The sequence below is a fragment of the Lysobacter gummosus genome, assembly GCF_001442805.1.
GTDB lineage: Bacteria > Pseudomonadota > Gammaproteobacteria > Xanthomonadales > Xanthomonadaceae > Lysobacter > Lysobacter gummosus.
Genome location: NZ_CP011131.1, coordinates 3,667,707 through 3,680,969 on the forward strand (window position 1 = coordinate 3,667,707; position 13,263 = coordinate 3,680,969).

Below are 13,263 nucleotides of genomic sequence, written 5' to 3' on the forward strand. Positions count from 1 at the left end.
GGCCCTCCCACAAAAATCGCGCCGGGCCTGACATGGGCCCGCCACAAGACTTTGGGCCGGGTCTGAAACGGGCTTGCCACAAAAAGACTTCCGGCGATCGGCGGCACCGCTTCATCGCCGCTTCGCCGGGCCATCGCAGACTTCGGCTAAGCTCGCTCACGGAGGATTCCCATGGCCAAATGGATCAAGCGCGGCCTGCTCGCGCTGCTTTGCCTGTTCGCGATCGGCGGTGTGACCGCCTGGTGGCTGCTTCGCGGCAGCCTGCCCCGCCTGGAAGGCGAACTCGCCCTGCCGGGGCTGTCGGCGCCGGCGACGATCCAGCGCGACGCGCTGGGCGTGATCACCGTCGATGCCGCGAACGAAGCCGACGCCATGCGCGCGCTGGGCTACGTGCACGGCCAGGAACGCTATTTCGAAATGGACCTGCTGCGGCGCACCGCCGCCGGCGAGTTGTCGGCGCTGTTCGGCGAACGCGCGCTCGACTACGACCGCCAGCATCGCGTGCACCGCCTGCGCAGCCGGGTGCAGGCGCAAGTGGCGTCCTTCGCCCAGGACAAGACCGCCTTGCTGCAGGCCTATGCCGACGGCGTCAACGCCGGCTTGAACGGCTTGTCGCGCAAGCCCTGGCCGTATCTGCTGCTGCGTAGCGAGCCCGAGCCTTGGACCGTGCCGGATTCGGCCCTGGTCGGCTACGCGATGTATTTCGATCTGCAGGACGGCAGCAACGCGCGCGAGTACGCACAGTGGCGACTCAGCTCGCAGTTGCCGGCGCCGCTTTACCGATTGCTGGCGCATCCGGGCAGCAGTTGGGATGCGCCGCTGTTCGGCGCCCCGGTCGGCGACGCCGCGCTGCCGAGCGCGGAGGAAGTCGATCTGCGCAAACTGCCCTCGCCGCCGCCGGGACCGCTGGCGCCGCTGCCGTTCCTGGACGAAATCGGCAGCAACAATTTCGCCGTCGCCGGCAGCCTCACCGCCGACCGCCGCGCGATCGTCGCCGACGACATGCACCTGGGTTTGCGCGCGCCCAACATCTGGTTCCGCGCGCGATTGCGCTACGCCGACGCGCGCGCGGCCGGCGGCCGCATCGACGCAAACGGCTTCACCCTGCCCGGCCTGCCGGCGATCGTGGTCGGCAGCAATACCCACATCGCCTGGGCCTTCACCAACAGCTACGGCGACTGGGCCGACTGGTCGCTGCAGCCCGGTTGCGCGGGCGAGGCGACGCTGCAGACCTGCGCCGGCCTGACCGTGCACAAGGAAACCATCGCGGTCAAAGACGGCGCGCCGCAAACCTTGGTGGTGCGCGAAACCGCGTGGGGACCGCTGCTGCACGACAACGCCGACGGCAGCGCGCTGGCCCTGCGCTGGAGCGCGCATCTGCCCGGCTCGCTCAACATGGGCTTGTCCGACTTGTTGCACGCGCAGTCGGTGGACGATGCGATGGTGATCGCGCGCAAGGTCGCCATGCCGGTGCAGAACCTGGTGGTCGGCGACAGCCAGGGCAAGATCGCCTGGCGCTTGCTCGGCCCGTTGCCCGAGCGCGAAGGCGATTGCTCCGCCGCGGCGTTGGTCGAGAATCAGAACATCGCCCAGCCGCCGGCGTGCCCGCCGTGGACGATCCAGACCGCCGACGCGCCGAGCCTGATCGCGCCGCCCTCGGGGCGGCTGTGGACGGCCAACGCGCGCACGCTCGACGGCCTGGACCTGGAACGCATCGGCGACGGCGACTACGTCCTGGGCGCGCGCGCCGGCCAGATTCGCGACGGCTTGTTCGCCAAGCAGCGTTTCACCGAACGCGATCTGCTGGCGATTCAGCTCGACGATCGCTCGCTGTTCCTGCAACGCTGGTGGAAGCTGCTGCAGGACGAAGCCGCGCGCGTGAGCAAGAGCGGGCAAAGCCCGGCGCTGAGCGCATTGGCCGAAGCCTCCAAACGCTGGGAAGGCCGCGCCGAACCGGGTTCGGTGAGCTATCGCATGGTGCGCAACTGGCGCCGTGCGGTGTTCACCCGCGTCGCCAACGGCCTGACCGCGCCGGCGCAGGTCGCGATCGGCCCGCAGTTCGAGATGCCCGACTTCAAGCAACTCGAAGGCGTGGTGTGGCCGCTGCTGAGCCAGCGCCCCGCGCACCTGCTGCCGCGCAACGAGCAGACCTGGGACAGCCTGCTCGAACATGCCGCGCTCGACGTGCTTACCGATCTGAACATCGCGCCCGGCCCGGACGCGGTGGCGAAGTTGTCCAGGCATCGCTGGGGCGAACATAACACCGCCGCGATCTGCCACCCGCTGGCCTCCGCCCTGCCCGGCTTCGCCAAGAGCGCGCTGTGCATGCCGCCGGACGAACTGGCCGGCGACGCGGCGATGCCGCGGGTACAGCGCGCCGGCTTCGGCGCGTCCGAACGCATGGTGGTGTCGCCCGGTCACGAAGCCGACGGCATCATCCACATGCCCGGCGGCCAGAGCGGCAATCCGCTGTCGCCGTTCTGGGGCGCGGGCCACGAGGATTGGGTGCACGGGCGCCCGACGCCGTTCCTGCCGGGGGCGACGCGCTACACCTTGAAGTTGACGCCGCAATAAGGCGCCCGGATCGCGGCGGCAAGCTTCACGCTTGCCGCCGTGTCGCGAGCGGCGCCGATCAGACGATCAACAAACGCTCGATCAAGGCCAGGTACAAGCCCGGCAGCGCTTCCAGGTCGGTCACGGCGACGTTCTCGTCGACCTTGTGGATGCTCGCGTTGACCGGCCCGATCTCGATGCACTGCGCGCCCAGCGGCGCGATGAAGCGCGCGTCCGAGGTGCCGCCGCCGGTGCTCTCCAGCGGCGCGGCGCCGGCGAACTGAGTCAGCACCGCGCGCGCGGCCGCGCGCAGCGGCCCTTCCGGCGTGTAGAACGGTTCGCCGCCGCGGAACCAGCGCAGTTCGTATTCCAGCCCGTGCGCCTGCAACACCGCCTCGCATTCGCGTTCCAGGCGCTCGGCGTTCCAGCTCGGGTTGAAGCGCAGGTTGAATAACACCTGCAGCTCGCCGGGAATCACGTTGTTGGCGCCGGTGCCGGCGTGGATATTGCTGATCTGCAGCGAGGTCGGAGGAAAGGTTTCGTAACCCTCGTCCCATCGCTTCGCCGCGAGTTCGGACAGGGCCGGCATCGCCTGATGGATCGGATTGCGCGCCTTCTCCGGATAGGCGACGTGCCCTTGCACGCCGATCACCTTCAAGGTCGCCGACAAGGTGCCGCGGCGTCCGACCCGCAGCAGATCGCCCAGCCGCGCGGTCGAAGACGGCTCGCCGGTGATGCACCAGTCGATGCGCTCGCCGCGCGCGCGGAAGCTGTCCGCGACCCGGCGCACGCCGTCGATCGCATCGCCTTCCTCATCGGAGGTCAGCAACAGCGCGACGCGGCCGCGATGATGCGGATGCCGCGCCGCGAACTGTTCCAGCGCGATCACGAACGCCGCCACGCTGCCCTTCATGTCGGCCGCACCGCGCCCGTACAGCACGCCGTCGCGGATTTCCGGCAGGAACGGATCGCTGCGCCAACTGTCCACCGGACCCGACGGCACCACATCGGTGTGCCCCAGCAGAACCAGGGTCGGGCCGTCGCCGTCGCCATGCACGGCCCACAGGTTATCGACCTCGCCGAAGCGCAGATGCTCGCAGGCGAAACCCGCGCGTGTCAGGCGCCCGGCGATCAGCGCCTGGCAGCCCAGATCGTCCGGCGTCACCGACGGCCGCGCGATCAGATCGCAGGTCAGTTCCAGCACCGCGCTGCGACCGGCGCCGGCCGCGCTCACGAACCGATCCCGAAACGCTGCTTGAAACCGTTGTCGCTGAACCCTTGCGAGACCTTGCCGTCGTCGGTGACCACGACCGGCCGCCGGATCAACTGCGGATACTCCTTGAGCAACAGCTTCCACTCCGCGTCCGACGCCGGCTCCTTGCGATTGGGCGGCAAGGTGCGCCAGGTGGTCGAAGACTTGTTGATCAGCGACTCCCAGCCGCCGAGCTGAGTCTTCCACTCGATCAGCGTTTCCGGCGACTGCCGGTTGTCGCGGTAATCGACAAAGGTATGCGCGACACCGAAGCGGTCGAGCCACTTGCGGGCTTTCTTGCAGGTGTCGCAGTTGTTCAATCCGTAAAGCGTGGTCATTTCAACTCCGAAATATCGGAAACATTTTTAAAGGTATATGTTCTGAATTAAAACGACTATTGATGCGAAGAGTTCGCGCTCGCCAGCAGTATTCGCTGCTTGAGGTCCTCGATGATCTTATTCGCGCCGAACGTGCCGAATGGCGAATTCGCTCGCGGGAGGAACACGATGCGCTTGCCGAACCGGCCGGTCTTTCGCAGATGCAAAGTCGCGCGATGCGACCGCATCGCATAGTTGACCGACACGCTTTCGATGTCGGCGATATCGATGGTTTCCTCGATACCGCCACGGCGCACCTTCAGCCGATCTCCATAGTCCACGACCTCATCGACCAGAGTCCATGACATGACGACCTGGGCCAGATAGGCGACCACGACCAAAGCCATCCCCCACCAAATGGGCTGCGAGCCGTTCGGGTCATACAAGCCCCAAGAAGCGTATGCAACGATCAGCAGACTCAGCGCCGGCATGACCCATTTGTACAACGGCATCATGCCGGCCGAGATACGCTGCATGACCGGAACGCCTCAGTCCGCCAACCCGCGCAACAGCTCATTGATGCTGGTCTTCGACCGAGTCTTGGCATCCACCTGCTTGACGATCACCGCGCAATACAGCGAATGCGATCCGTCCTTCGCCGGCAATTGGCCGGACACGACCACGCTGTACGGCGGTACCGAGCCGTAGCTGATCTCGCCGGTGGCGCGGTTGTAGACGCGGGTGCTCTGGCCCAGGAACACGCCCATGCCGATCACGCTGTGATGGCCGACGACGAAGCCTTCCACGACTTCCGATCGCGCGCCGATGAAGCAGTGGTCTTCGATGATGGTCGGCGAGGCCTGCAGCGGTTCGAGCACGCCGCCGATGCCTGCGCCGCCGGACAGGTGGCAGTGCTTGCCGATCTGCGCGCAGGAACCGACCGTGGCCCAGGTGTCGACCATCGTGCTTTCGCCGACGTGCGCGCCGATGTTGACGAAGCTCGGCATCAGCACCACATCCTTGCCGATGTAGGCGCCGCGGCGGGCGATCGCGCCGGGCACTACGCGCGCGCCGAGCTTGCGGAAATCGGCTTCGCCATAGCCTTCGAAACGCGCCGGCACCTTGTCCCAGAACGGCGCCGGGTCGGCTTCGACGACTTGCATGTCGTTGACCCGGAAGTACAGCAGCACCGCTTTCTTCAGCCATTCGTTGACGGTCCAGCCGCCCTTGCCGTCGGGTTCGGCGACGCGGAACTCGCCTTGCTCCAGGCCGTCGATCACGCGCTCCACCGTCGGCCGGGTCGAGCCTTCGATCTCGTCCGGCGTCAGCATGCTGCGGCGCTCGAACGCGCTGTCGATCATGAATTTCAGTTCGTCCGCGCCCGGCGACTCGACACTCTTCTTCTTCACGGCCTTCTTGGTGGTCTTCTTCGCGGGGCTCATCGGCTATCTCCTTCGAGGCAGGCCAGCAACGCGTCGCGCAGGGCCTGCTGTTGCGTTTCATCGAGCGCGTTGTCGCGCCCGTCGGCATTCACACTGGTGATCTGGAACACGTCTTCGGCGCGTTCGCCGAAGGTGGCGATGCGCGCGTCGTACACGCGCAGCCCTTGTTTTCGCAAGGTCTGCGCGACGTCGGCGAGCAGGCCGGGACGGTCGGTGCAGACCAGGCTGAGGGTGGTGCGCGGGCTCGCGCTCTCGCCCTTGCGATAATCGGAAAATTCGATCTGCGGCGCGATACGGAAATGACGCAAATGGCGCGGCTGGGCGCGGCGCGCCGGCTTGATCCGCTCCAGCGGGCCTGCCAGCGTCGATTCCAGGCGGCGCTCCACATCTTCCGCGCTGGGCGACTGGCGCGGGTCGGTCGGCACCACTTCGAAGGTATCGAAGATCGCTCCGAACGGGCCGTCGAGCACGCGCGCCTGCTGGATCGCCAGGCCCAGGCGATCGAGCGTGGCGACGATCGCGGCGAACAAGCCGTCGCGATCGGGCGAATGCACGAACACTTCCAGCGCGCCGGCATGCGCGCCGCCGTGGGCGCTGACCGGACGCGCACGCACGCGCGTGTCGCCGATGGCCACGCCGCGCAGGGTCGAGGCCTGCCAGGCGATCTGGTCGGGACGTCCGCGCTGGAACGCGATCTGCGGCATGCGCGCGAACAATGCGGCGATCTCTTCGTCGCGCACGCCGAACGCGGCCAGCATGGCCTGCGCGGCTTCGCGGGTTTCCGCCGCGCGCTCGTCGCCGGCGACCGGATGCTCCAGACCGCGGCGCAGCGCCAGGCGCGTGGCCGTGTACAGATCGGCCAGCAGCCGGTCCTTCCACGCGTTCCACAGCTTCGGCGAGGTGCCGGCGATGTCGGCGCAGGTCAGCAGGTACAGATGATCCAGATGCTCGCGATCGGCGACCTTGGCCGAGAAGCGGTGAATCACGTCCGGATCGGCGATGTCCTGCTTCTGCGCGGTCACCGACATCAGCAGATGCTGGCGCACCAGCCATTCGACCAGAGCGGTGTCGGATTCGCTCAGGCCCATGGTCGTGCCGAATACGCGCGCGTCGTCGCCGCCGAGTTCGGAATGATCGCCGCCGCGGCCCTTGGCGATGTCGTGGAACAAGCCGGCGAGCAGCAGCAGTTCTGGCTTGCGCAGGCGCGGCCAGACTTCGTGCGCGATGCTGAAACGCTCATCGGCCACGCCGGACGCGAAGCGCGCCAGATTACGCAGCACCGCCAGAGTGTGCTGATCGACCGTGTAGACGTGGAACAGGTCGAACTGCATGCGTCCGGAGACTTTCGAGAACGCCGGAATCCACCGTCCCAGCACGCCCAGGCGCGCCATGCGTTCCAGCGCGTGCACCGGATGCGGGCCGCGCAGGATCTTGAGGAAGCGCTCGCGCAGCGCCGGTTCGGCGCGATCGAAGCTGGGCACCTTCGACAGCGCTTCGGCCAGCGCGCGCGCGGTCTGCGAGTGCAGGCCGCGGATTTCGTCGTGCGCGGCCCAGGCGCCGAACAGCGCGAACACGTCGAACGCGTCGCGCGGCCATTCGGGCTCGCGCGCGGCGATGTAGTCGCGGCGCAGTTCGAAGGCTTCGTACAGGCCGCTCAGCGGCACCGGCACGGCTTCGCCTTCGATCTGTTCCTCGAAGCGCTGCAGCAGGCGCTCGCCGATCCGCAGCACCAGCGCGGCGCTGCGGTAGAAGCCCTGCATCATTTGTTCGACTGCCAGGTTGTCGGCGTTATCGACGTGACCCAGGCGCTCGGCCAGCAGTTTCTGGTAATCGAAGCGCAGGCGCTCTTCGCGTTTGCGCGCGACCAGATGCAGCCCGAATCGCAAACGCGACAGCGTGCGGCGCTCGCGTTCCAGCGTGGTCAGCTCGTCCGGGCCCAACTGGCCGATGGACACCAGCGATTCCAGGTCCGAGGTGCCGATGATGCGCAGCGCCATCCAGTGCAGCGTCTGCACGTCGCGCATGCCGCCGGGGCCTTCCTTGAGATTGGGCTCCAGGTTGTCCGCGGTGTCGCCGTAGCGGGCGTGGCGCTGGCGCAGCTCGTCGCGCTTGGCGATGAAGAATTCGCGCGCCGGCCACACCTGCGAGGGCGAGACCGCCGCTTGCAGCGCCATCTGCGCGACCGCGCCGGCGACGATCGGCCGCGCTTCCAGCATCGCGGTCAGCACGGTCAGGTCGGCGGCGGCCTCGGTGCATTGCGCGGCCGAACGCACCGCGTGGCCGACCGGCACGCCGGCGTCCCATAGCGAGGCGAAGAAACAGCCCAGTTGCTCGGCCTGCGCGGTCTGGGCCTCGGGTTCGGCCAGCACCAGCAGGTCGATGTCCGATTGCGGAAACAGTTCGCCGCGGCCGTAGCCGCCGACCGCGAACAGCGCCAGCGGCGCGTCGGCGTCGATGCACAGCTGCCAGGCGGCGCGGACCTGGGTATCGACCGCATCGGCGCGGGCGCGCAGCAGGCGGTCGATGTCGGCGTTGGCGTCCTGGTCGAAGCGCTGCGCGAGCGCGGCATCGACCGCGCTCAGCGCGGCGCGGATCGCCGCGGGGGTGCCGGGGAGCGGCGCTTCATCGGCCGCCGGGGCGGCGGACACCGACGAAGCGACGGCCGATCGATCGACCGGCCGTTCGCCGGCACCGGTAGCGGTCATAAATCGTTGTCGTCGCCCGGCACGCGGGTCAGGATTTCCACGCCGTCTTCGGTGACCGCGATGGTGTGCTCCCACTGCGCGGACAACTTGCGGTCCTTGGTCACCACGGTCCAGCCGTCGGGCAGGGTCTTATGGCGATAGGTGCCTTCGTTGATCATCGGCTCGATGGTGAAGGTCATGCCCGGGACCAGCTTGACGCCCTCGCCCGGACGGCCGACGTGCAGCACCTGCGGTTCTTCGTGATAGATGCGGCCGATGCCGTGGCCGCAATAATCGCGCACCACGCTGAAGCGCTCGGCTTCGGCGTAGGTCTGGATGGCGTGGCCAATGTCGCCGAGGGTCGCGCCGGGCTTGACCAGGCGGATCGCGCGGAACATGGCTTCGCGGGTGACCTCGACCAGGCGCTTGGCCATGACCGACGGCGTGCCGGCGTAATACATGCGGCTGGTGTCGCCGTGCCAGCCGTCCTTGATGACGGTGACATCGATATTGACGATGTCGCCTTCCTTGAGGATTTTGCTGTCGCTGGGGATGCCGTGGCAGATCACGTTGTTGACCGAGGTGCACACGGTCTTGGGAAAGCCTTTGTAGCCGACGTTGGCGGGAATCGCCTTTTGCACGTTGACGATGTGCTCGTTGCAGATGCGATCCAGCTCGCCGGTGCTGACGCCCGGCTTCACGTAAGGAGCGACGACCTGCAGCACCTCGGCGGCCAGGCGGCCGGCGACGCGCATCTTTTCGATGTCTTCGGGGGTTTTGATGGAGATGGCCATGTCTGCATTATCGCTCATTCACGTTCGCCTATCATCGCGCCGCGCGGTCCGCTGCGTGCCGATGACGGCCTCTTGTGGGCGCGGTGTGTGAAGTTGGGTTCATTCCTGGTCGGGGCCGGGGTGGGTGGTAGTGCCGGCCCGGGACTTCAGCGCCGGGGGCTGATCGGCGGCCCGGCCCAGTCTCAAAGCATTGCGCGACGCACCGGGCGAGGCGCCCCGCCCCATCGCAAGCCCCGAGGTCTTTTGTGGGAGGGCCCTTCAGGCCCGATGCCTTTCGATCAGACCTGCGGATCATCGCAGCGGAAAGGAAAGCATCGGGCCTGAAGGGCCCTCCCACAAAAGACCTCGCGACCTTCGCCCCCCGGACGGCAAGCGCCCGGCCCGGATGGCGCCAACCCCGGTCCAGTTGCCCCAAACCCCGGTCCCGGCTACACTTTCGCGGCTTTGCGGCCGGTACGTCCGTCTTCCGGACCTCGACCGCAGCCGCCCACGCCGGGCGTCACCGGCGAATTCACACCTGCCGCCACAGCCCGTGCCGGGGTGCCTGAGTCCTCGATCGCAAGATCGTCGATGCAGGTTCGGACACGGAAGCGACAGGGAGGCCCAACCCCGGAACCACTTGTCCTGAAGCTGATTCGCTTCGGACAGAACGCCCTCACTCATTCGGCGTCGGTTCCTTTGCCTTCGGAGTTTCGCAATGCCTCAGATCACCATGCGTCAGATGCTGGAAGCCGGCGTCCATTTCGGCCACCAGACCCGCTACTGGAATCCCAAGATGGGCCCGTACATCTTCGGCGCCCGCGGCAAGATCCACATCATCAACCTCGAGAAGACCGTTCCGCTGTTCAACGACGCGATGAACTTCATCTCGGGCATCGCGCAGAAGCGCGGCACCATCCTGTTCATCGGCACCAAGCGCTCGGCGCGCGAGTCGATCAAGGAAGAGGCCGAGCGTTGCAACATGCCGTACATGACCCAGCGCTGGCTGGGCGGCACGCTGACCAACTTCCGCACCGTCAAGCAGTCGGTCTCGCGCCTGAAGGAACTGGAAGCCGGCGAAACCGACGGCACCTTCCAGAAGATGGTCAAGCACGAAGTGCTGGGCCTGCGCCGCGAGCGCGACAAGCTGGAAGCCTCGCTGGGCGGCATCAAGGACATGAACCGTCTGCCCGACGCGCTGTTCGTGATCGATATCGGCCATGAAGACATCGCGATCAAGGAAGCCAAGAAGCTCGGCATCCCGGTCATCGCCGTGGTCGATACCAACTACGATCCGGCCCTGGTCGACTACGCCATCCCGGGCAACGACGACGCCATCCGCGCCGTGCAGCTGTACGCCCGCGCCGCGGCCGACGCCGTGCTGGAAGGCAAGGCTGCGGCTCCGCAGGTCGGCGGCGTGCGCGAAGAAGACTTCGCCGCCGAAGCCGAAGGCGAAGGCAAGGACGACCGCAAGTCCGCTCCGCGCGGCCGCGCGCCGGCCAAGAAGGGCCCGGCTCCGGCTGCCGCCCCGGCCAAGAAGGCCGACGGCGAAGCTCCGGCTGCCGAGTAATCGCGCGGCCGTCAGCGCCCGGTAACGCAGCCGCGCCATAGTGCGCGGCTGCGACACGCACCATCCGACCCTGCAGGAGCGGCGCAAGCCGCGATCAACCAACGCGACGTACGCAAGCGCCGCAATCCGAAGCCAGCACCGCCCGGACCGCAAGCCAAAGCCTGCGCCCCGACCGGCCAGGCCGATTCCGCCGCCACCCGCCCGCGCCCCGTCGCGGCTTGCGCCGCTCCTGCACGGCAACACGTATACCTGAGGTAATTCCAATGGCTGATATCACCGCTTCCCTGGTCAAGGAACTCCGCGAGCGCACCGGCGCCGGCATGATGGAGTGCAAGAAGGCCCTGACCGAAAACAACGGCGACCTCGACGCTTCGGCCGAGTGGCTGCGCAAGGCCGGCATCATCAAGGTCGGCAAGAAGGCCGACCGCGTCACCGCCGAAGGCCGCATCGCGGTCGCCCAGAACGGCGGCAAGGCCGTGCTGGTCGAGATCAACTCCGAGACCGACTTCGTCGCCAAGGACGCCAACTTCGTCGGCTTCACCGAAACCGTCGCGCAGACCGCGCTGGCTTCGGGCGCCGCCGACGTGGAAGCGCTCAAGGCCACCAAGCTGGCTTCGGGCGAGACCATCGAGGAAACCCGCGCCGCGGTCATTTCCAAGATCGGCGAGAACATCCAGATCCGTCGCATGGTCAGCATCGACAGCGCCAACAACGTCGCGGCCTACGTCCACGGCGGCCGCATCGGCGTGCTGATCGAGCTCAAGGGCGGCGACGCCGACCTGGCGCGCGGCCTGGCCATGCACGTGGCGGCGATGAACCCGCCGCACATCAAGGCCAGCGACGTTCCGGCCGAGTTCGTGGCGAAGGAAAAGGAAATCGAACTGGCGAAGATGTCCGACAAGGACAAGTCCAAGCCGGCCGACATCCTGGAGAAGATCATCGGCGGCAAGATCGCCAAGATCGTCAACGAAGTCACCCTGTACGGCCAGCCCTACGTGCTCAACGGCGACCAGACCGTCGAGCAGGTGGTCAAGGCCGCCGGCGCCGACGTGGTGACCATGCGTCGCCTGGCTGTCGGCGAAGGCATCGAGAAGCAGGTGGACGATTTCGCCGCCGAAGTCATGAAGCAGGCGGGTCTGGCGTAAGCCTTCCGCGCTTCAGCAGCGATATGAGAAAGGCCGCGGATTCCGCGGCCTTTTTCTTTTTGGGGATTCGGGATTCGGGATTCGGGATTCGGGATTCGGGATTCGGGATTCGGGATTCGGGATTCGGGATTCGGGGTTCGGGGTTCGGGGTTCGGGGTTCGGGAGTCGGGAGTCGGGAGTCGGGAGTCGGGAGTCGGGAATCTGGAATCTGGAATCTGGAATCTGGAATCTGGAATCTGGAATCTGGATTTTCATTCGCGGCTGAAAACCCGGAAGCCGCGCACCCACCTACCGTCATTCCCGCGAACGCGGGAATCCAGGGCCTTTCGTGCGAGAACGCCTGAAGTCACTGGATTCCCGCCTTCGCGGGAATGACGACCTGGGGAGATGACGCTGAAGTCTCTGGATGTTCGGCTCCCGCCGAAGTAAAGCAGAGCCCGCCTTCGCGGGAATGACGGGGCTGAGAAATGACGGCACGGGGACGAAACCCGATGTCCGCACCCCACAAAAAAACAAAGGCCGGGAATCACCCCGGCCTTCGCACCGCAACAACCGCCCCGCCCCGGCGCAAATGCGCCGGAGCATGCGACGATCAGCTGGTCTGCTGGAAATACACCTCTTCATACGGCTGCACCACCACCCAGCCGGTGCCGGCGAACTTGAGCTGGATGCTCTCGCCCGAGCCGCGGCCGAACAGCGTGCCCAGCGAGATGTCGGTGACGATGTCCGGGGTCAGGCCGCCCGACCAGGCCACGGTCGCGTTCGGGTCGGTGAACACCGGCTGGTCCGGGCTCACCGCCAGGGTCAGCGGCTCGTAGTGCGAGGTGATCGCGACCACGCCGCTGCCGCTGAGTTTGATGTTGAACAGGCCGCCGGACATCATCCCGGAGACCTTGCGCATCATCTTGATGTCCGACTGCACGCCGTCTTCATAGGCCAGCACGTCGTTGCCGTTGACGAAGATCGATTCGCCGTTGAGGCGCAGCAGGGTGATCTTCTTGCCCGCGTCGGCGATGTAGACGCGGCCCTGGCCTTCCATCTTCATCAGCTGGGTGCCTTCGCCGCTGATGGCCTTCTTGAGCAGATTGCCCAGGCCCTGCTCCATCAGCCCCTGGCGCACGAACTTGACGCCGCCGCGGTAGGCGACCATCGAGCCGGACTTGGCCCAGACCCGGCCGTTGAGTTTGACTTCCAGCAGATGCGAGCTTTCCAGTTCGAACGCGTCCTGGCTCAGATCCTTCTGTTTGGACGCTTCGACGAATTCATTGAGGTTCTTGATCGACACTTTCCATCTCCTTGGGTGGTGCGCGGCGGCGCCGTCAGGACGGCGCGGCCGCGGCGGCGGTTCCAGTGCTTGGACCGGCGGCCGGATCATACCCGCTTGGATCGCGTCTGCTTGCGGCGTCACGGTTTCGGATCGATGCGGCAACGTCCCCACCTGCCGCCGGTCGGGCGGCAGCAGGCAGGCAGGGGGCGCGCGAACGCGTCAGCACCCGCGCCGGCGCGGCCGATACGCGGCGCGCGGCG

At 66.9% G+C, this 13,263-nt stretch carries 10 protein-coding genes; 3 read left to right on the top strand and 7 right to left on the bottom strand.

Annotation, left to right across the window (positions count from 1 at the left end; genetic code table 11):
* Positions 1–171: 171 nt before the first annotated feature.
* Positions 172–2,574 (top strand): penicillin acylase family protein, encoded by a 2,403-nt coding sequence (locus LG3211_RS14995; protein WP_057943539.1) that lies wholly within the window; start codon positions 172–174, stop codon positions 2,572–2,574.
* Positions 2,575–2,632: 58 nt separating this feature from the next.
* Here the strand turns inward: LG3211_RS14995 and dapE are convergent, their stop codons facing one another.
* The 6 genes from dapE to map are packed head-to-tail and all read right to left on the bottom strand — an operon-like array spanning position 2,633 to position 9,042.
* Entirely contained in the window at positions 2,633–3,787 is a 1,155-nt protein-coding gene (gene dapE / locus LG3211_RS15000) for a succinyl-diaminopimelate desuccinylase (protein WP_057943540.1), read from the bottom strand.
* Complete coding sequence (locus tag LG3211_RS15005; protein ID WP_057943541.1) at positions 3,784–4,143, bottom strand: arsenate reductase; 360 nt, start codon at positions 4,141–4,143, stop codon at positions 3,784–3,786. Before LG3211_RS15005 ends, dapE begins: the two co-directional genes overlap by 4 nt.
* Positions 4,144–4,199: 56 nt before the next feature.
* Positions 4,200–4,658, bottom strand: coding sequence for a hypothetical protein (locus tag LG3211_RS15010; RefSeq protein WP_057943542.1), 459 nt, complete (start codon positions 4,656–4,658; stop codon positions 4,200–4,202).
* Between the two features lie 12 nt (positions 4,659–4,670).
* Positions 4,671–5,564: a 2,3,4,5-tetrahydropyridine-2,6-dicarboxylate N-succinyltransferase gene (gene dapD, locus LG3211_RS15015; RefSeq protein ID WP_083512563.1), complete on the bottom strand. Its 894-nt coding sequence runs from the start codon at positions 5,562–5,564 to the stop codon at positions 4,671–4,673.
* Positions 5,561–8,212, bottom strand: a complete 2,652-nt coding sequence (glnD, locus tag LG3211_RS15020; protein WP_187313199.1) for a [protein-PII] uridylyltransferase — start codon at positions 8,210–8,212, stop codon at positions 5,561–5,563. The genes dapD and glnD overlap by 4 nt, the downstream gene beginning before the upstream one ends.
* 53 nt (positions 8,213–8,265) lie before the next feature.
* A complete protein-coding gene (map, locus tag LG3211_RS15025) occupies positions 8,266–9,042 on the bottom strand; it encodes a type I methionyl aminopeptidase (RefSeq protein ID WP_057943544.1) in 777 nt (258 codons plus the stop codon).
* 697 nt (positions 9,043–9,739) lie between these two features.
* On the opposite strand from map, the gene rpsB reads away from it, so the two are divergent.
* Positions 9,740–10,591 (top strand): 30S ribosomal protein S2, encoded by an 852-nt coding sequence (gene rpsB, locus LG3211_RS15030; RefSeq protein WP_057943545.1) that lies wholly within the window; start codon positions 9,740–9,742, stop codon positions 10,589–10,591.
* A gap of 263 nt (positions 10,592–10,854) precedes the next feature.
* The gene (gene tsf, locus LG3211_RS15035) at positions 10,855–11,736 is read left to right on the top strand and encodes a translation elongation factor Ts (protein ID WP_057943546.1); all 882 of its coding nucleotides are present in this window, start codon (positions 10,855–10,857) and stop codon (positions 11,734–11,736) included.
* A gap of 592 nt (positions 11,737–12,328) precedes the next feature.
* Here tsf and LG3211_RS15040 read toward each other — a convergent pair.
* Complete coding sequence (locus tag LG3211_RS15040) at positions 12,329–13,021, bottom strand: AIM24 family protein (RefSeq protein ID WP_057943547.1); 693 nt, start codon at positions 13,019–13,021, stop codon at positions 12,329–12,331.
* Between the last annotated feature and the right edge of the window lie 242 nt (positions 13,022–13,263).

Coding starts and splice junctions, on each gene's coding strand:
- LG3211_RS14995 (WP_057943539.1), top strand. CDS start 172: ATGGCCAAATGGATCAAGCGCGGCCTGCTCGCGCTGCTTTGCCTGTTC.
- LG3211_RS15005 (WP_057943541.1), bottom strand. CDS start 4,143: ATGACCACGCTTTACGGATTGAACAACTGCGACACCTGCAAGAAAGCC.
- LG3211_RS15010 (WP_057943542.1), bottom strand. CDS start 4,658: ATGCAGCGTATCTCGGCCGGCATGATGCCGTTGTACAAATGGGTCATG.
- dapD (WP_083512563.1), bottom strand. CDS start 5,564: ATGAGCCCCGCGAAGAAGACCACCAAGAAGGCCGTGAAGAAGAAGAGT.
- map (WP_057943544.1), bottom strand. CDS start 9,042: ATGGCCATCTCCATCAAAACCCCCGAAGACATCGAAAAGATGCGCGTC.
- rpsB (WP_057943545.1), top strand. CDS start 9,740: ATGCCTCAGATCACCATGCGTCAGATGCTGGAAGCCGGCGTCCATTTC.
- tsf (WP_057943546.1), top strand. CDS start 10,855: ATGGCTGATATCACCGCTTCCCTGGTCAAGGAACTCCGCGAGCGCACC.